This is a genomic window from Pseudomonas sp. 10B238 (assembly GCF_000970615.1).
Taxonomy (GTDB): domain Bacteria; phylum Pseudomonadota; class Gammaproteobacteria; order Pseudomonadales; family Pseudomonadaceae; genus Stutzerimonas.
In genome coordinates, this window is sequence record NZ_KQ033947.1 from 1 (window position 1) to 18,691 (window position 18,691).

Consider the following 18,691-nt stretch of genomic DNA (forward strand, 5'->3'; position numbering starts at 1 on the left):
AAAGATCGCCAGCAAGCTGGCTCCTACAGGGACAATGCCAGCGAAGGCATTCGCGGCGCTGCGAGGTGCGGTTCAGGCGTGCCGGTTATTGCTTGAAGTACGCGCGGGCACGCTCGACTTCGGCAGCCGTCGGCTTGTAGCTGGTCCACTGATCCTGCTCTTTCTTCTTGTAGCGAATCACGCCCTGGGCCACGTCGAACTCGTAGAACGGATAGACCTCACGCAGGTTGTAGAACGCGGCCGGCGCGAAGAACAGGATGTCAGCGACAAGATAGCCACTGTTGAACTTGAGCGGGACGATCCCGTACATCGGTTCCATGCCGTCCTGCGTAGCGCGGAAGCGGTACTGACCGAAGCTGGTCGCCTTGTAGGTCTTGTTTACGGGGTTTTTCAGTACCAGCGGAGCATCATCGTTGATCTTGACAGCGAGGCTCGGGTCGCTGGAGCGCAGCGAAGTGGTGGCAGTACAGGCGGACAACAGCGCAGCGAGCAGCGGCAGTGCCAGGAGTTGCTTGGTTTTCATGGTCATTCCCTTGCAGATGGTAGGCGTGAACGGCCATGACATCCCTACGCTGGGGTGCTGCGGCCGTCCGTGGCGGGCGGCACTATAGGCCAGCGCAAATACATGGCCAAGCGCCATCTAGCGATACAGCGCCTTTCCCGATTATCGGTCACCACCGGACGCCCACTCGGCACTTTGCCGAAACTTTCCCGCCAGGCACCAGCCGTACTTACAGAACCCACTTTCATGTCTGGAGTACCTATGGCTTATCCGAAGATCCACGCGCAGAAACAGGACGGCTTGCCCGGTCAGGAACGCGAGCTGCAGCCACCGGCCGAGTTCATTCGCGACAGTTACAAGGGCAGCGGAAAGCTCGCTGGCAAGGTCGCATTGGTCAGCGGTGGAGACAGCGGCATCGGCCGCGCGGCAGCGTCGCACTTCGCCCGAGAAGGCGCCGACGTAGCGATCATGTACCTCGATGAGCATCAGGATGCCGAAGACGCTAAGCGCATGATCGAAGCCGAGGGGCAGCGCTGCCTGCTGCTGCCAGGCGACATCCGCGACAGCAGCCACTGCAACGACGCGGTGGAGCAAACGGTGAAGACGTTCGGCCGACTGGACGTGCTGGTGAACAATGCCGGACGCCAGGAAGTCCAGACGCGGCTCGAAGACATCACCGATGAGCAGTGGGAGAAGACCTTCGCCACCAACATTCATGGCTACTTCTACCTCACCCGTGCTGCACTTCCCCACCTCAAGGCTGGCGCCTCGATCATCAACACTACGTCGATCAACTCCTTTATCGGCAACCCGATGCTGGTCGATTACACCTCGACCAAGGGCGCCATCGACGGGTTTACCCGCGCCCTGTCGCAACAACTGATCGAACGCGATATCCGCGTCAACCAGATCGCTCCCGGCCCGATCTGGACCCCGCTGCAACCACCATCGCTGGGCAAGCACGACCCGGAACTGCTCGAAGATTTCGGCAGCCAGATGCCAATGGGGCGCTGCGGCCAGCCATCCGAGCTAGGCCCGGCCTACGTCTATCTTGCATGCGAGGACTCGTCCTACGTCAGCGGCCAGACGATCCATATCAACGGCGGCAAGGTGGTGAATGGCTAGCTGCAGCCAGCGATGGCGGCGATTCGACCGCGGTAACCAGGCAACGCGAGCAGCCGAAGCATCACGTAATGAGAACGCACGGAACCTTCGCCTCGCTGGTCTCGCCCAATAGACAGGACAGCGAGCACTTACAGGTCGAAAGCTCGCCGCGCATATCAACCGCAGCCAAGCCTGCAGAGAAAGGTGTAGTCATGCCACAGATCCTCATAGCGGCGTTTGATCGTTACGCCGAAGCCGAGCAAGTCAAAACCGAAATTCTGAGCAAAGGAATAACCAGCGACGCCATCCAGATTTCCGCGTCCTTCAACCCGGACAACATCGACAGCAGCCGCGTCGAGGTGGTGGGCGAAGAGCCGGGCGATGACGCCTCGGTAGCGGAGAAGATCGGCAGTTTCTTCGGCAAGGTGTTCGGTGACGACTCAAGCAAGCATGCCGGCCGTTATCCGGAAGCCGCCCGGCGCGGCTCGACCATCGTGACCGTCACGCTGGATACCGATGATGAAGTCGCCATGGTCGAAGAGTTGATGGAGCGCAACGGCGCGATAGATATCGACGAGCGCAGCGCCAGCTGGGGTGAAGAGGAAGCGACCCCTGTCACCGCCAGCACCGAAACACTGACCACCGGCTATCCCGATGCCACCTCACTCAGTGTCGACGAACGCAAACTGGACGGAACGGCCAGCGGTGACCGCGGCGCAGCAGACGGCTCGATTCCCGGGCGTGCCGAAAACGACAAGGCCGGGCGGCGTGACAACACGGCTGGGCGTGTGCGGATCGTTCCGCGCTGAGATCATTTGCCGACCCGCGCAGGTCAGCCTCCATCTTTCTGAATAGCGGCTGACCTGACGCAACCTACCGCAACCTCCGGTCGCATCACTGCAAGACAAATACCTCGTCGAGCAGACTGTTCATGGCCTGAAATGCCCGCTCGGCCACTTCCGGATTGAACTCGTTGCGCCCAGGTACGTTGGCGTAAGGGTCGGTGAAGGAATGCACGGCGTTGCCATAGATATTCATCTGCCAATCCACATCGGTGGCTTTCATCTCGGCGATGAATGCATCGACCTGTTCTTTCGGCACAGCCGGGTCGTCGGCACCGTGCAGCACCAGTACGGGCGCTTTGATCTGTTTGGCGTCGCCCGGATTCGGCGTATCCAGGTTGCCATGGAACGAGACAAAGGCGTCCAGATCGGAACCGGACCGGGCCAACTCAAGAACTGCACCGCCGCCAAAGCAGAAACCGATCGCCGCCATCTTGCCGGTATCCAGCGCAACCACCTGCTGCGACCTGAACGCCTCGACCGCAGCCTGGGCCCGTTTGCGCATCAGCGGCCGATCGCCACGTACCGACGTGGCAGCCGCCTTGGCTTCATCCGGATTGGATGGCCGCACCGCCTTGCCGTACAGGTCAGCCATGAACACGACGTACTTATCCCCCGCCGCGCGCGCCGCCTTTTCAGCGGAGCGCTCGGTGACGCCCAACCAGTTGGGCACCATCAGCAAGCCGGGCCGCGGCGTGGTGACCGAATCGTCATAGACGAGCAGCCCCTCATAGGTTTCACCGACGATCTCATAGGCATGTGGCTTGACCACCACCGCCGCTTCGGCGGCACCGACCATCCCGGTCAGCGCCAGGGCAATACAGATCTTGTTCATGGAGGCATTCCTGCTCAGTGAGACGACTGTTCAACGGTAGCGGAAAACCCAGACCGTACCGGCTGGCCTTCCCTTCAGACCATTTCGGTTTGTGTCGCCACCTTGCGAGCAGAGTCAGATCTGCTTGAGGCGATGCTGCAGTGCTAGCGCATTAGCGGTCGCCGCCCCGCTGGCGGTGTTGTCGAAAATGCACCAGCTGGTTTTGTCCGCTGGTTGCGTAGCGCTTCGCTCGGCCAGCCGTTCGGTCAAACCGTCGAGCCAATCGTCACCATACGAGGAGTAGTAGATGCGCGGCGAGCCATGCAGACGGTGATAAGTGAAGCCATCCCAACCGCCCGGCTCGGCCGCCGCCGGAAAGGGTGCCGGGTCAGCCGCGACCCGTGCGATTCGAGCGTGCTGCAGCACTGGCTCGGCATCGAGCCAGCTCGGATGGCGCGGCTCGATCGCCACCAGCCCGTCGTAACGTGCTCTCAACGAGTCGATGAACGCTTGGGCGACGCTCGGCTCGTAAACCAGCGAAGGTGGCAGCTGCACCAGCAGGCAGCCTAGCTTGTCAGCCAAATGGCCACATTCGTTCAGAAACTGTTCGATCAGTTGATCGCAGCCAGCCAGCCGCCGTTCATGGGTGATCTGCTTGGGTACCTTGACGCTGAAACGAAACCCGACCGGCACGCTTTCCGCCCACTTGGCGTAGGTCGTGGGCCGATGGGCTCGGTAAAACGAGCTGTTGATCTCGACAGCGGGTAAACGAGCCGCGTACCGCTGCAGGTGCGTGCCCTCCGCTGGAAACGCCGGCCATTGCTCGCGCGGCAAGCTCCAACCGGCGGTGCCGAGCAGAACGGAGGATTTTTTGCTGGCGATACTCACCGGACCGCTCCCGTTACGTTTCGCATCCCAGCCGTCTACTGACTGAACACAGCGGCGCAGGCAGCGGGCAGACGGCGACTTGGGCTGGCCATTGCCACGGGCCGCGGGGTCGGGAGAATCGCTTTGCAGCCCTCACCCGGTGGCGGCGGTGGCTGGTCGACACACTCTGTCGAGCCCTCTGGACAGCGCAGACGAACATGCAGATGTTCGTCATGAAACGGCCATGGGCGGATGCGCTGCAGCCAGGAGCGGTCGCCCCACTCACGCTCGCAGAGGTCTCGTTTGACCGCGGCATCGACGAAGATGCGCGTCACCCGCGGATCCTGAGCGGCAAGGCGGATCAGCTCGGCGTGCTGGGCGGTCCAGCGAGCGCTGTCCAGTTCCCCGGTGGTTTCGTCGACGAGGATGGGTTGTTCGATACCCTCGCGCTCGCTACGGGCGAGCGGCGGCAGGTCCAGACGAAACCAGATGTCGACGTCCAGACCGCTCTGGTGGCTGACATGCCCATAGGACATCGGGCCGCCGCGCGGCTGCGCCATATCGCCGACGAGCATGGGCCCGATGCCAGCCCCATCCAGCCGGCGGCCAAGGTCCTGGATGTAATCAAGCAGCGCGGGATGCCCGTAGTGACGGTTACGCTGCATATCGACGGCCTGGTACCCCTCACCTTCGGGCGGCAGCTGGACCGCGCCAGCCAGACACGCCGCGCCATGCTTACCAATGATTCGCGGCTCGCCGGCTAGCGGCTCGGTGACGCTGGACCAGTCCCGGTCCGCCGCGCTGACAGCTGAAACCATCCATCCGGCCAGACCGAAGGCCGCCAGTACCCGCCTGCAAAGGTGACTCGACATGCTGAGGTGTTGACTGCTCATAGCGACTTCGGGGTCCTTGTATCGATCTCAATCTTGCATCACCGCTGCTGACGAGAAAGCCATTCCAGCCCAGGCCGGTAAAGCATGTCGTGCTCGCCTTCGAACAGCACCAGCTCGGTCGGACCCGACTTCAGGTACAGCAACACATCAGCATCCGCCTCGGCGAACTGCGGGAATTTATCGCTGCCCTTGGCCGATCGTTGGCGCAATGCTTCTGGGACCTGGCGAGTCTCCATCAACTGGTCGATCTGCTCCTGAGGGATTCGATCCTCTTCCTTCGCCAGGTCGTTGAAGGCATGAAGCGCCTGCTCAGGCGGGACAGTGGTGTCATTGATGCCGTGAGCGATGAGTACGCGAATATCGCCCGCCACCTCCGGCACATAGCGACTCGGGCTGCGCTTGCGGCATTCATCAAAGGCGCTGGAGCCCTGAGTTGGCTCACCACCACAGGCCTGCTCGATTTCCCCGGCGTACTTTTCGCCGCGCGCTTTGTTCCATTGGTGCCAGGTCACCAGGTCATAAACCGGCACCCAAGCCGCAACGCCGGCAAACACATCGGGATTACGACTCGCCAGGTGCAGTGCATTCATCGCGCCGCCCGAATAGCCGAGCAGGTAGATTCGCGACTCGTCAATTTCAGCATGTTCTCGCGCATATTCGAGCGCGTCCTGCATGTCAGAAATCGCCAGATCGGAGGCGGTCGACTCGGGACGACCATCGTTCTGACCGCGGAAGTTCGGGTGAATGAACACCCAGTCGTTCGCAATTGCGAACTGGCCCAGCGGAATGTCGATGTTCTGCAGGTAATCGGTGCTCCAGCTGTGCAGCACCATGAGCAGCGGCTTTTCCTTGTCTGAACCTGAGTCGTAGAACAGCGCCGCCTGCTCACTATCGTCGGCACTGGATGGGATCTTGATGTCTTTTATTTCCGGCGTTGCTTCACGCCAGCGCGAGAGTTCGGCTATCGCCAGACCGCCAGGATAATTGGTGACCTGTAGGAGATCGCTGGGGTGCTTCAGATCCTCAGCCTGAACGCTCCCGACGCCAGCCCCGGCCAGCATCAACATCCCGAGCATGACCGCACAGATGACCCGCCCGAACAGATCGTTGGCGCGCCATGAAGGACCATCGCCCACTGAAACGGCCTGTAGTGAGCAGCTGCTTTCTCCGTTGCGAAGCACCATAGCCGTTGTCTCCCGCGAGTCGGTTTCGGACGTATAGAATTTGCGACTCCGAGCATCCCCATACGTTCGTCTGCGAGCCGACGCATGGCCGCCTGCCGTGCCGCTCGTATTGTGCAGCCCGATTGTCCAAACTTGCAGGACCCCTGATCAGAGAGGCGTCGATCATGCGCAAGGCCGAAGCCAAACACCGCCACACCCACACACTCGAAAGACTTCAGCGCTTTTTGGACTGGGCCAGCGAGCGCCATCCCGATTTCGTGGCGAAGAAAAATCACCAGGAGAAATGGTTCAGCACCTACCTCGGCCATCAGCCACCCGAAATTGGCCGTGCAGCGCGGTTGTTCTGGCTTGGGCTGGACCAGCCCACGGTCGAGGCGAATCTTGAGGACGCCGACCCGACTCACCTGATCGGCCGACTGCTGAACCGCGACGTGAACGATTTCAGTTGTACCGTCGATATCTTCGGTATTGAGAAATCGCTGGATTGCGGCCCGGTGCAGAACCTGCTGGAACCTGAATTTGCGCTGCGCATCGACGATAGTCAGTCGACCGAGGACTTTGAACGCAACGTCTGCGCTGCGGTGCAGGCCCTGGTCCGGGATCGCCTGCATGTCCTGGAGATGCCGTTCACCAGCCTCAGCGAAGAACAGAAAGCCCAATGCCTGGAGCGCCTGCCCGTTCGGCTTTCACGCCTCGACGACTTTGCGGCGCGCGCCGTCGACATCGTCAACGAGGTCAAGCACGAGCTGCGCTATGTGGTCGAGCTGCGCCACGGCGAGGTCGCCCTGGACATGCAAAGGCGCATTCCGGGCGGCCAGGGCCATGTGCTCAGCGAGCAAGAAGTCGCGCGGCTCAAAGACGAAGACCGTCAGGCGATGAATGCCAAGTTCGAGATGATGATCGAGGAAGCGCAGGACTTCGATCTGCAGCTGCTCGGCGAGAAGCGCCTGACCGAAGTCTTCATGATGGAGCCAAAAAAGCTGCGCCGGACCATCCGTTTTGCCCGCGAGGACAATCGCGAAAAGATGGCCTTCGCCGTGCTACTGGAGAACAACCCGCGCTTCGTCCATTACCACAAGCTCTACGCCGCGCGGCGCATCACTCGCACCTGGACCGCCCTGCTCGGCCCGACCAACAGCGGCAAGACTTACCAGGCGATCCAGGCCATGACCGGCGTGACCCACGCCATCTACCTGTCGCCGCTGCGCCTGATGGCTCTGGAAAACCAGGAACGCATCGAATCGATGGGCGTGCCCTGCTCGTTGGTCACCGGCGAAGAGGAAATCATCCGCGAAGGTGCGACCCACTATTGCTGCACCGTCGAGGAATTCGCCCGCTTCCGTCACGAGTCCTGGGACGTGGTGGTGATCGACGAAGTGCAGATGATGGCCGACTCGCAACGCGGCTGGGCCTGGGTCGATGCGCTGGTCAGCGCCTACACCCAGGACCTGATCATGACCGGCCCGGAGCTGATCCAGCCGTCGCTGAAAACCCTCTGCAACCTCTGCGAAGACCAACTGGTGGTCAAACGCACCAAACGACTTTCACCCGTGGACGTGGCGCGCCGCTCGACCAACCTCAAGCAGCTCGATGCCGGCTCGATGCTGGTCGCCTTCAGCCGCAGGACAGTGCTGGAGCTCAAGGCGATGCTGGAGATGACCGGCAAGAGCGTCTCGGTGGTCTACGGTGCGCTGTCACCGGAAGTTCGCCGCGAGCAGGCACGTCGCTTCCGCGAAGGCGAAGCAGACCTCATGGTCGCCACGGATGCTGTGGGTATGGGCCTCAACCTGCCGGCGCACACGCTGTGCTTCTACACCGACGAAAAGTACGACGGCATCCAGAACCGCCAGCTGAAGGTGCAGGAGGTCAAGCAGATCGGCGGCCGCGCCGGGCGCTTCGGTCATCACGACAGCGGCCTCATCACCGCGCTGGACGGGCAGACGCTGCAGTCGATCAAGCGCCTGTTCCACAGCTCGGACTTGCCGGTGGACCTGACGCAATTTCAGGTCCGACCTTCCATCGAGCACCTGCAAGCCATCTCCGAACTGATGAACGAGCCGAGCTTGTTGCGGGCCTGGCTGACGTTCAACCGCAACATCAACTATGGCGACGAATTCATCTCGATCCTGCCCGACGAGCTGGCGGAATGGATCAAGCTGATCGACGAACCGACCATCGACCTGCCGTTGCGCTGGATATTTGCCTGCACACCAATACGCGGAGGTCTCGACAGCCCGGCCGCCGTTTTCGCCCAGCAGTGGTTGAAAAAGGTCGCGCAGGACAAAGAGATCCCATTGCCGCGGCTGATCATCGATGCCGACCTGGCGACGCTGGAAAGCTCGCTGCACGTCATCGAAACCTACCTGCATCTGGCGCGCACGCTGCCCGCACACTTTCCGGCGCTGGAGCAGGCCGAAGAGCATCGCAGTCTCCTTAATGGCGCCATCACCCGCGAGTTGTCGCGCCAGCGCAAGCCACGCAGCTCGGACCGCCGCCGCGGATCCGGCGACAACCGCAATTGCAAGGGCTGTGGCAAGGCGATGCCGATGGCAGCGCGCAAGTTTCGGCTGTGCCAGAGCTGTTTTCGTGAGCAACGCTAGGACAGTTCGGGCGCTTGGCGGAACCGCCGCTCAGGCGCCCACCACTACGTCACTCAGGTACCGCTGCTAGCCCATGGCGGGCAGCGAGGCTGGCAAGCTGCGGCTTCGGCCCTTAGGATGCCGCAGGTCTATAGCGTGACCTGGGCCATTCAGAGCCTCGTTACGATGGCCATTACCGAAAGCCATGGAGTCAGGGCCGATGTCGATCATTATTCAGTTGCGCAGGCAACTGGCGGCTGTTACCAGCCGATTTGGCTGGGCCGCACTGTTATTCGCGCTTTTAGTGCATGCCGGCGTGTCCTACCTCGGTTTGCGTCTGTTCGCCGAAGCGCCGCTCACCGAGCTGAAAACCTTCATCTACTTCTATCTGACCACCGCACTGACCGTCGGCTACGGTGACTTCTCACCGCAGACTGCTGGCGGTCGCATCTTTGTTTCCACCTGGCTGATGGTCGGCGGCATCGCGCTGCTGACCGCCGTCATCGGCAAAACCACCAATTCCATCATTGCAGTCTGGAGGAAAGGCATGAAAGGCAAAGGAACGTTCGCCACCTGCACGGGCCATACCGTTGTCATCGGTTGGGAAGGCGAAATCAGCGAGCGTGTCGTCGAGCTGCTGCATGAAGACGAAACCTCCAACGACCACCTGATCGTCATCTGCGACACGGCGCTTGAAGAAAACCCGATGCCAGGCAAAACTGAGTTCATCCATGGCGAGAGCCTGTCGTCCCTGGCACTGCTGCAGCGCGCCGGGGTGAAAGGGGCCGAACGCACACTGGTGCGCACCGGCTCGGACGACCTGACGCTCGCGGTGGTGCTGACCATCAACCAGCTCAATCCGATCGGCCATGTGGTTGCCCATTTCAGCAGCAGCGAGACCGCCCGACTGGCGCGCAGCTATGCGCCCAAACTGGAATGCACCTCCAGCATGGCCATCGAGATGCTGGTGCGCTCATCGCAGGACCCGGGCTCCTCGGTGATCATCAATGAGCTGCTGAGCGTCGGCCAGGGCGCGACCCAATACCGCCTGCTACTGCCCGAGAGCTACGAAAGCACGGTCGGCGCGCTGTACAAGCAATTGAAAGACCGGCACAACGCGACGCTGATTGGCTACCGCGCCAAGGACCAGACCCAACCGACCATCAATCCGTCCAACGACACCCTGGTACGAGGCGGCGAGCTGTTCTATATCGCCAACACACGCCTCGCCGGCCTGGGTGACGCACGCTGAGCATGACGCTGCGCCGAGCGGACATACGCCTGTAGGGCCGAACGTGTTCGGCCCTACGAACGCCGTTGAGCCCAATGAAGCCCTGTGGGCGTTGACGCACCTTGCCTGCCATCGACGACACCCAGCTCGCTCCCTCCCTCTCGGGAATCAACCCCGCCATCCCGGCTCTGATTAGGACAGTCTGAGCAATCGGGAGGCACTATGAGCGACCCACACGATCTGCAGCGATTCGTCGACGCCCAGCAATCGATCTACGACCGCGCGCTGGCGGAACTCAACGCCGGCCACAAGCAAAGCCACTGGATGTGGTTCATCTTTCCGCAGATAGCAGGCCTCGGCCACAGCGACATGGCGCGTCGCTACGCCATCAAGGATGCGGACGAAGCGACCGCGTATCTAGAGCACCCTCTGCTCGGGCCTCGCCTGGAGCAATGCGCGCAAGCACTGCTCGCCCATGCCGAACGTCCGGCACGTCAGATTCTAGGTTCGCCCGACGACATGAAGCTGCGCTCGAGCATGACGCTGTTCGCTGCCGTTGCGCCTGAACGGACGACGTTTCAAGCGGTGCTGGATGCGTTCTTCGCGGCCGATCCCGACTCGGCGACGCTATCACGCTTGGATCGTTAAGCGGCTCGGGCGCAGACCTCCGATAGGCGGACCGAGGCCGGTACGATAGGCTTCTCGCTTTATGGCAGGTCCGCCGCCCCTCACAGGTGCACAGATGAATCTCTCGCTGTTCAGCCGTTACGCTTTTTTCGTCCTGTGCGCTGCCACTGCCGTGCTTTGCCTTCCTTTCCTGAGCCACCCTTGGGTGTGGCCGTTGTTCGTCGTCACCGCGCTGCTGACCCTTGTCGGCATTCGTGATCTTCGCCAGTGCGAACATGCGGTGCGGCGCAATTATCCGATCCTCGGCAACATCCGTTACCTGGTCGAAGGCATCCGTCCGGAGATTCGTCAGTACCTGCTTGAAAGCGATCAGGAGCGCGTACCGTTTTCCCGCGCACAACGCTCGCTCGTCTATGCACGGGCGAAAAACGAGGTGGATGACAAACCCTTCGGCACCCTTATCGACGTATACGAACCGGGATACGAATGCATCGGCCATTCGATCCGCACCGCAGCGGTCAGCGATCCCGAAACCTTCCGCGTATCGATCGGCGGGCCGCAGTGTGAGCAGCCCTACTCCGCTTCGGTGTTCAACATTTCAGCGATGAGCTTCGGCTCGCTCAGTGGCAATGCGATCCAGGCGTTGAACCGAGGCGCCAAACTCGGTGGCTTCTACCACGACACAGGCGAAGGCAGCATCAGCAGCTACCATCGCCAGCACGGCGGGGATCTGGTCTGGGAACTGGGCAGCGGTTATTTCGGTTGTCGAACCGAAAGCGGTGCATTCGATCCGGATCGCTTCGCCGTTCAGGCACGGGATCCGCAGGTCAAGATGATCGAGATAAAGCTGAGCCAAGGCGCCAAACCAGGGCACGGCGGCATCTTGCCGGGGCGCAAGGTCAACGCGGAAATCGCGTCCACCCGCGGCGTGCCGGAGGGCGTGGACTGCATTTCCCCCGCGAGCCATAGCGCCTTCAGCACACCCTTGGAGTTGATGAATTTTATCGCCCGTCTGCGCGAGCTGTCCGGCGGCAAGCCGGTCGGTTTCAAGCTGTGCATCGGCCATCCGTGGGAATTCGTTGGCATCGTCAAGGCGATGCTGGGGAGCGGTATCTATCCGGATTTCATTGTGGTCGACGGTAAGGAAGGCGGCACGGGCGCGGCGCCGGTCGAGTTCACCAACCACATCGGCATGCCACTGCGCGAAAGCCTGCTATTCGTGCATAACGTGCTGGTCGGCTGCAATCTGCGCGAGCACATTCGCATCGGTGCCAGCGGCAAGATCGTCAGCGCCTTCGACATCGCCAGCGTCCTGGCCATGGGCGCGGACTGGGTGAACTCGGCTCGTGGGTTCATGTTCGCGATCGGCTGCATTCAGTCGCTGCATTGCCACACCAATCGCTGCCCCACCGGCGTTGCCACCCAGGACCCGCTGCGCCAACGCGCTCTGGTGGTTCCGGACAAGTCCAATCGAGTGTTCAGCTTTCACCGCAACACCGTGCACGCGCTGGCCGAACTGCTTGCAGCTGCCGGCTTGTCACATCCTGCCGAACTGGGCCCGCATCACCTGATCCGACGCGTCAGCTCTACGGAAATCAAGCTGTTCTCGCAGCTCTACTATTTCGTCCAGCCCGGTGCGCTGTTGAGGCCAAAGATCGACAGCGAGTTCTTCGCCAGGATCTGGAGCATGGCCCAGGCAGACAGCTTCGAAGCCATGCCGCAGAAAACTGAGCGTGGGGCCGCGCAGGTCGAAGAACCACTGATCAGTTAACCCCTCCAACCAGCGGATCGCAGCCAGCCTCCGAGGTCGTTGCGATCCGACTGCGTCAATGGCCGTGCTTTTGTCGGCCTGCAAGTTCCAGCGGCTGCCACATCAAAACCTGGCTGACAGCCGCTCAGGCCATCATTTGCGCGCCGGAAATTTGCCACTCTCGACAGACACCACGCTGTTTCGTCAGCTTTCCGTTGAAATGTTCAGCTTTTTACTTTGACAGCCCGTACTTTTGACTTTAAGTTTTCACTTCCGAACATTTCCGAACCCTCGCAGTATTCGGATCATAAAAACAACAGTCCCACAAAGAGGTTCTGCGCATGAGTAACCCGTCCACCCCGACGCTTCGGGGGCAATGCATCGCCGAGTTTCTCGGCACCGCCCTGTTGATCTTCTTCGGTACCGGCTGCGTGGCGGCACTCAAGCTCGGCGGCGCAGATCTAGGTCTTTGGGAAATAAGCGTTATATGGGGTATTGGCGTCAGCATGGGCGTCTACCTCGCGGCCGGTGTTTCCGGTGCTCACCTGAACCCTGCGGTATCCATTGCGCTCTGGCTGTTCGGCACATTCGAGCGTAACAAGGTGCCGGCCTATATCCTCGCCCAGACCGCCGGCGCCTTCTGTGCCGCTGCGTTGGTTTATGGACTTTACAGCAGCCTGTTTTTCGATTTCGAACAGGCCCAGCAGATGGCTCGCGGAAGTGTCGCCAGCCTCGAGCTCGCATCGGTGTTCTCCACCTACCCGCACCCGTCGCTTTCGATCGGCCAAGCGTTTCTAGTGGAAGTGGTGATTACCGCTATCCTGCTGGGGATGATCATGGCCCTTACCGATGATGGTAATGGTCTGCCCCGCGGGCCGCTGGCGCCCTTGTTGATCGGCCTGCTGATTGCGGTGATCGGCGGCGCGATGGGGCCGCTGACCGGGTTCGCGATGAACCCGGCACGCGACTTCGGACCCAAGCTGATGACCTTTTTCGCAGGGTGGGGACAGGTCGCATTCACCGGCGGCCGGGATATCCCCTACTTCCTGGTCCCGCTGATCGCCCCGGTCATTGGCGCCTGCCTCGGGGCCGCTGGTTACAAGGCACTGATCTGCAAGCATCTACCGGGCGTTGGCGGTGCTTGCGCTGTTCCGGAACCGGAACCAAAACCAGAGGCCGACCGCTACTCCAAACACGATGTCACTGCCCAAGAAGCTCGTTAAGGAATCGACACCATGAGCAATCAGAACAACAAGCAATTCATCGTCGCCCTCGACCAGGGGACCACCAGCTCGCGGGCCATCGTGCTCGACCGCAACGCCAACGTAATCACCATCGCTCAGCGCGAGTTCGCACAGATCTACCCACAACCGAGCTGGGTCGAGCATGACCCCATGGAAATCTGGGCCACTCAGAGCGGCGTGTTCGTCGAGGCGCTGGCACAGGCCGGCATCACCAATGAGCAGGTTGCTGCCATCGGCATTACCAACCAGCGCGAAACCACCATTGTCTGGGACAAGAACACCGGCCGGCCGATCTACAACGCCATTGTCTGGCAGAGCCGCCAGAGCACCCCGATCTGCGATCAGCTCAAACGCGACGGTATGCAAGACCATATCCGCAAGACCACCGGCCTGGTCATCGACCCCTACTTCTCCGGCACCAAGATCAAGTGGATCCTCGATCACGTCGAGGGCAGCCGTGAGCGCGCGCGCCGAGGCGAGCTGCTGTTCGGCACCGTTGATTGCTGGCTGATCTGGAAAATGACCCAGGGCAAGGCCCACGTCACCGACTACACCAACGCTTCGCGCACCATGCTGTTCGACATCCACAAGCTGGACTGGGACCCGGTAATGCTGGAGACGCTGGATATTCCGCGCGAAATGCTGCCGGAAGTGCGTTCCTCCTCAGAAGTCTACGGCCACGCCTATCTCGGCTCCGGCCAGAGCACCGGCATTCCCATCGCCGGTATTGCGGGCGATCAGCAGGCCGCGCTGTTCGGCCAGATGTGCGTCGAGCCCGGCCAGGCGAAGAACACCTACGGCACCGGCTGCTTCCTGCTGATGAACACCGGCACCAAGGCCGTGCAGTCCGAACACGGACTGCTCACCACCATCGCCTGCGGCCCCAAGGGCGAGGTCAACTACGCCCTTGAAGGCGCCATCTTCAATGGTGGTTCTACCGTGCAGTGGCTGCGCGACGAGCTCAAGGTGATCAACGATTCGCTGGATTCCGAGTACTTCGCCACCAAGGTGCAAGACAGCAACGGCGTTTATCTGGTGCCGGCATTCACCGGGCTCGGCGCGCCATACTGGGACCCGCGCGCCCGCGGCGCACTGTTCGGCCTGACGCGGGGTGTAAAGGTCGACCACATCATTCGCGCCGCGCTGGAATCCATCGCCTACCAGACCCGCGACGTGCTCGACGCCATGCAGCAGGACGCCGGCGAGCGCCTGCGTTCACTGCGCGTGGATGGCGGTGCAGTGGCGAACAACTTCCTCATGCAGTTCCAGGCCGACCTGCTCGGCACCCAAGTCGAACGCCCGGAAATGAAGGAAACCACCGCTCTCGGCGCTGCCTACCTGGCAGGCCTGGCGACCGGTTTCTGGAGCAGCCTGGACGAGTTGCGCAGCAAGGCCACCATCGAGCGCGTGTTCGAACCGGCCTGCGACGATGAGAAGCGCGAAGCACTCTATAAAGGCTGGAAGAAGGCGGTTGGCCGCACCCGCGACTGGGAAGAGGAATAAGCCTCGACGTCCAAACGCACCACACCTCGCGCCCGGCCCGGGTCTTAACCGCGCCGGGCACGCTTATTCGCAAACGAACAATTCTTTAATCAAATCCCAGACTGCGGCATCCTTCACGGCATATCGATAAGAAGGAAGCCTCCATGAGTCTGGCCCCACGACAGCAAAGCATTCTCGAACTGGTCCGCGAACGCGGCTACGTCAGCATCGAAGAGCTGGCGCAGCAGTTTGCAGTCACGCCCCAGACCATCCGCCGTGATATCAACCAGCTAGGCGAAGCCGGCCTGCTTCGCCGCTACCATGGCGGTGCCGCCCACGATTCCAGCGTACAGAACACCGCCTATACCCAACGCGCCCGGCAGATGCGCGACGAGAAGCGCCGCATCGCCGACGCTATGGCTGCACACATTCCCGATCAGGCGTCGCTGTTCATCAACATCGGCACCACCACCGAAGCCATCGCCCACGCCCTGCTCAACCATCGCGATCTCAAAGTCATCACCAACAACCTGCACGTGGCGAGCATCCTCAGCCCCAAGGAAGATTTCGACGTGTTGATTGCAGGCGGCAACGTGCGCAGCGATGGCGGCGTGGTCGGCCAAGCCACAGCGGATTTTATCGGTCAGTTCAAGGTCGACTTCGCACTGATCGGCATCAGCGGGATCGACGAGGACGGCACCCTGCTGGACTTCGATTACCAGGAAGTGCGCGTCTCGCAGGCCATCATCAACAACGCCCGCCAGGTCTTCCTCGCCGCCGACTCGAGCAAATTCGGCCGCAACGCCATGACCCGCCTCGGCTCGCTTGAACAGATCGACATGTTGTTTACCGAGGCCCAGCCACCCGAGGCGTTTCTCGAGTTGCTCAGCCGGCACAAGGTCAAACTGGAAGTGACTGGCTGAAGCGTTCGTGTCGGTGTTCGTCAGCCCGCGGCAAGACCAACACCGACCCGCCCTCCGCTGCACCATGCGCCTGATGGCGCACCTCGCGCCGACTCTTGATTTGACGGTGGCTAATACCTGACATTGCAGTGGCGGCACCGGTGGGCTGAAGCCCACCCTACTCGGCCGCAGCCGATACGTTCGTGTCGGTGTTCGTCAGCCCGCGGCAAGACCAATACCGACTCGCCCTCCGCTGCACCATGTGCCTGATGGCGCACCTCGCGCTGACTCTTGATTTGACGGTGGCTAATACCTGACATTGCAGTGGCGGCACCGGTGGGCTGAAGCCCACCCTACTCGGCTGCAGCCGATACGTTCGTGTCGGTGTTCGTCAGCCCGCGGCAAGACCAATACCGACTCGCCCTCCGCTGCACCATGTGCCTGATGGCGCACCTCGCGCTGACTCTTGATTTGACGGTGGCTAATACCTGACATTGCAGTGGCGGCACCGGTGGGCTGAAGCCCACCCTACTCGGCTGACCCGCCACGTGTCGGTGTTCGTCAGCCCGAGGCAAGACCAACACCGACCCGCCTTCCGCTGCACCATGCGCCTGATGGCGCACCTCGCGCCGACTCCTGATTTGACGGTGGCTAATACCTGACATTGCAGTGGCGGAACCGGTGGGCTGAAGCCCACCCTACACGGCCGCAGCCTACCCTCTAACTGCCGATACGTTCGTGCCGGTGATCGTCAGCCCGCCGCAGCAGTAGGGTGGGCTTCAGCCCACCAATAGCATTGCCATAACCTCTCACGCCCACACTGACGGCGCGCATTCGCTGACCGGCATTATCTTAATGCCCGGCTAAGCACCAATTATCTGTTCGTATCGGTTCGATTATTTTCTTTTGATATAAAAAATGAACATCAGCTCTAGAGAGCCATTCATATGTGCGCTAGGATGTTCACATTCGAAAATTAATGTTCGTTCTTGAGGAGAATCCCGTGACTGAGACCGTCTCCGAGCTGTACGACATCGCTGTGATTGGCGGTGGCATCAATGGTGTAGGCATCGCTGCTGATGCAGCCGGACGCGGCCTGTCGGTGTTTCTGTGCGAGCGTGATGACCTGGCCAGCCACACGTCGTCGGCCAGCAGCAAACTGATCCATGGCGGCCTTCGCTATCTGGAGCACTACGAATTCCGCCTCGTGCGCGAAGCCCTGGCCGAGCGTGAAGTGCTCCTGGCGAAAGCGCCGCATATCGTCAAACCCATGCGTTTCGTCCTGCCGCATCGTCCGCACCTGCGCCCCGCCTGGATGATTCGCGCCGGTCTGTTCCTTTACGACAACCTCGGCAAGCGTGAAAAGCTGCCCGCATCACGCGGCCTGCGCTTCGGCGATGACAGCCCCTTGAAGCCCGCGATCAAGCGCGGTTTCGAATATTCCGACTGCTGGGTCGACGATGCGCGGCTGGTCGTGCTTAACGCCATGGCTGCGCGGGAAAAAGGCGCGCACATCCACACCCGCACCCAATGCCTGAGCGCCAAGCGCGCCGGCGGCATCTGGCATGTCGAACTGCAGCGTCAGGATGGCAGCCGTTTCTCCCTACGCGCCAAGGCGCTGGTCAACGCGGCTGGGCCCTGGGTGGCGCAGTTTATCGGTGAGAACCTGCAGCAGCGCTCGCCTTACGGCATCCGCCTGATTCAGGGCAGCCACATCATCGTGCCGAAACTGTACGAAGGTGAGCAGGCCTACATCATGCAGAACGAGGATCGGCGCATCGTCTTCGCCATCCCCTATCTGGACCGCTACACCATGATCGGGACTACCGACCGCGAATACCGCGGCGACCCAGCCACGGTCAGCATCAGTGAAGAAGAGATCGCCTATGTCCTGGGCGTCGCCAATAGCCATTTCCGTAAGCAGCTGAAAGCGGATGACATCGTTCATACGTTTGCCGGTGTTCGGCCATTGTGTGACGACGAGTCGGATAACCCATCGGCGGTGACGCGCGATTACACCTTGTCTCTGGCTGCCGAAGAGAAGCAGGCGCCCTTGCTCTCGGTGTTCGGCGGCAAGCTGACCACCTACCGCAAACTCGCCGAATCGGCGATGGCTCAGCTCAAGCCCTTTTTCCCGAAAATGGGCCCAAGTTGGACCGCCAAGGATACGTTGCCTGGTGGGGAAGGCATGACCACCGCCGAGGCGCTTGCTGCTGAGTTGATGGCCGAGGTGAAAGGCATCGATCAACCGCTGGCCAAACGCTGGGCGACCCTCTACGGCAATCGCGTTTGGCGCATGCTCGGCGATGCCCGCTCGATCGATGCACTGGGTGAAGACCTCGGCCAGCACCTGTATGCCCTGGAAGTCGACTACCTTCGTCGTGAAGAATGGGCGACGCAGCTCGACGATATCCTCTGGCGCCGGACCAAGCTCGGTCTGGCATTCGATGAGGCTGACAAATCACGCCTGGAGCGGTATCTGGCCGAGCGCCCCACAGCCGAAGCCACACGCAGCAGCAACGCTGCCTGAGTGTGACTCACGAACGGTAGCGAACGGAGCCTGTTAGCGGCAGGCTCCTGCCTCCCTTTCCCGTCAGCAACGCACCACCTACGGCCTGCAATCCGCGCGAAACGACGCTGCGCGGGCTCAGATAGCATTGCTATCGCTGC

16 protein-coding genes are annotated in these 18,691 nt (G+C 61.4%); 11 read left to right on the forward strand and 5 right to left on the reverse strand.

Annotation, left to right across the window (positions count from 1 at the left end; all coding sequences use genetic code 11):
• Window positions 1–85: 85 nt before the first annotated feature.
• Entirely contained in the window at window positions 86–523 is a 438-nt protein-coding gene (locus tag RT21_RS21640; protein ID WP_046164394.1) for a hypothetical protein, read from the reverse strand.
• A gap of 240 nt (window positions 524–763) precedes the next feature.
• Between RT21_RS21640 and RT21_RS21645 the strand changes: the two genes are divergently transcribed.
• The gene (locus tag RT21_RS21645; RefSeq protein ID WP_046164371.1) at window positions 764–1,627 is read left to right on the forward strand and encodes an SDR family oxidoreductase; all 864 of its coding nucleotides are present in this window, start codon (window positions 764–766) and stop codon (window positions 1,625–1,627) included.
• 191 nt (window positions 1,628–1,818) lie between these two features.
• Window positions 1,819–2,415, forward strand: a complete 597-nt coding sequence (locus tag RT21_RS21650) for a hypothetical protein (RefSeq protein ID WP_046164372.1) — start codon at window positions 1,819–1,821, stop codon at window positions 2,413–2,415.
• Between the two features lie 85 nt (window positions 2,416–2,500).
• On the opposite strand, the gene RT21_RS21655 is transcribed toward RT21_RS21650, so the two are convergent.
• The 4 genes from RT21_RS21655 to RT21_RS21670 form a co-directional block, all read right to left on the reverse strand.
• Entirely contained in the window at window positions 2,501–3,247 is a 747-nt protein-coding gene (locus RT21_RS21655) for a dienelactone hydrolase family protein (RefSeq protein WP_371263639.1), read from the reverse strand.
• A gap of 150 nt (window positions 3,248–3,397) precedes the next feature.
• Entirely contained in the window at window positions 3,398–4,150 is a 753-nt protein-coding gene (locus RT21_RS21660) for a DUF72 domain-containing protein (protein ID WP_046164374.1), read from the reverse strand.
• Window positions 4,151–4,185: 35 nt separating this feature from the next.
• On the reverse strand, window positions 4,186–5,022 hold the full coding sequence (gene mepA / locus RT21_RS21665) for a penicillin-insensitive murein endopeptidase (protein WP_082082212.1): 837 nt from the start codon (window positions 5,020–5,022) through the stop codon (window positions 4,186–4,188).
• 38 nt (window positions 5,023–5,060) lie between these two features.
• Window positions 5,061–6,206 (reverse strand): alpha/beta hydrolase family protein, encoded by a 1,146-nt coding sequence (locus RT21_RS21670; protein WP_082082213.1) that lies wholly within the window; start codon window positions 6,204–6,206, stop codon window positions 5,061–5,063.
• Between the two features lie 164 nt (window positions 6,207–6,370).
• On the opposite strand from RT21_RS21670, the gene RT21_RS21675 reads away from it, so the two are divergent.
• The 9 genes from RT21_RS21675 (at window position 6,371) to glpD (ending at window position 18,551) form a co-directional block, all read left to right on the forward strand.
• Window positions 6,371–8,806 (forward strand): helicase-related protein, encoded by a 2,436-nt coding sequence (locus RT21_RS21675; RefSeq protein ID WP_046164375.1) that lies wholly within the window; start codon window positions 6,371–6,373, stop codon window positions 8,804–8,806.
• Between the two features lie 199 nt (window positions 8,807–9,005).
• Window positions 9,006–10,037 carry an ion channel gene (locus RT21_RS21680; RefSeq protein WP_046164376.1) on the forward strand — a complete coding sequence of 344 codons (1,032 nt, stop codon included), beginning with the start codon at window positions 9,006–9,008 and terminating at the stop codon, window positions 10,035–10,037.
• Window positions 10,038–10,238: 201 nt separating this feature from the next.
• The gene (locus tag RT21_RS21685) at window positions 10,239–10,664 is read left to right on the forward strand and encodes a DUF1810 domain-containing protein (protein WP_046164377.1); all 426 of its coding nucleotides are present in this window, start codon (window positions 10,239–10,241) and stop codon (window positions 10,662–10,664) included.
• A gap of 94 nt (window positions 10,665–10,758) precedes the next feature.
• The gene (locus RT21_RS21690) at window positions 10,759–12,414 is read left to right on the forward strand and encodes an FMN-binding glutamate synthase family protein (protein WP_046164378.1); all 1,656 of its coding nucleotides are present in this window, start codon (window positions 10,759–10,761) and stop codon (window positions 12,412–12,414) included.
• 58 nt (window positions 12,415–12,472) lie between these two features.
• Window positions 12,473–12,634, forward strand: coding sequence for a hypothetical protein (locus RT21_RS23955; RefSeq protein ID WP_156155747.1), 162 nt, complete (start codon window positions 12,473–12,475; stop codon window positions 12,632–12,634).
• A gap of 100 nt (window positions 12,635–12,734) precedes the next feature.
• Complete coding sequence (locus RT21_RS21695; protein ID WP_046164379.1) at window positions 12,735–13,616, forward strand: MIP/aquaporin family protein; 882 nt, start codon at window positions 12,735–12,737, stop codon at window positions 13,614–13,616.
• A 12-nt stretch (window positions 13,617–13,628) separates the two neighbouring features.
• Complete coding sequence (gene glpK, locus RT21_RS21700; RefSeq protein ID WP_046164380.1) at window positions 13,629–15,140, forward strand: glycerol kinase GlpK; 1,512 nt, start codon at window positions 13,629–13,631, stop codon at window positions 15,138–15,140.
• 143 nt (window positions 15,141–15,283) lie between these two features.
• A complete protein-coding gene (locus RT21_RS21705; protein WP_046164381.1) occupies window positions 15,284–16,042 on the forward strand; it encodes a DeoR/GlpR family transcriptional regulator in 759 nt (252 codons plus the stop codon).
• Window positions 16,043–17,000: 958 nt separating this feature from the next.
• Complete coding sequence (gene glpD, locus RT21_RS21710) at window positions 17,001–18,551, forward strand: glycerol-3-phosphate dehydrogenase (protein ID WP_046164382.1); 1,551 nt, start codon at window positions 17,001–17,003, stop codon at window positions 18,549–18,551.
• The last annotated feature ends 140 nt before the right edge of the window (window positions 18,552–18,691 follow it).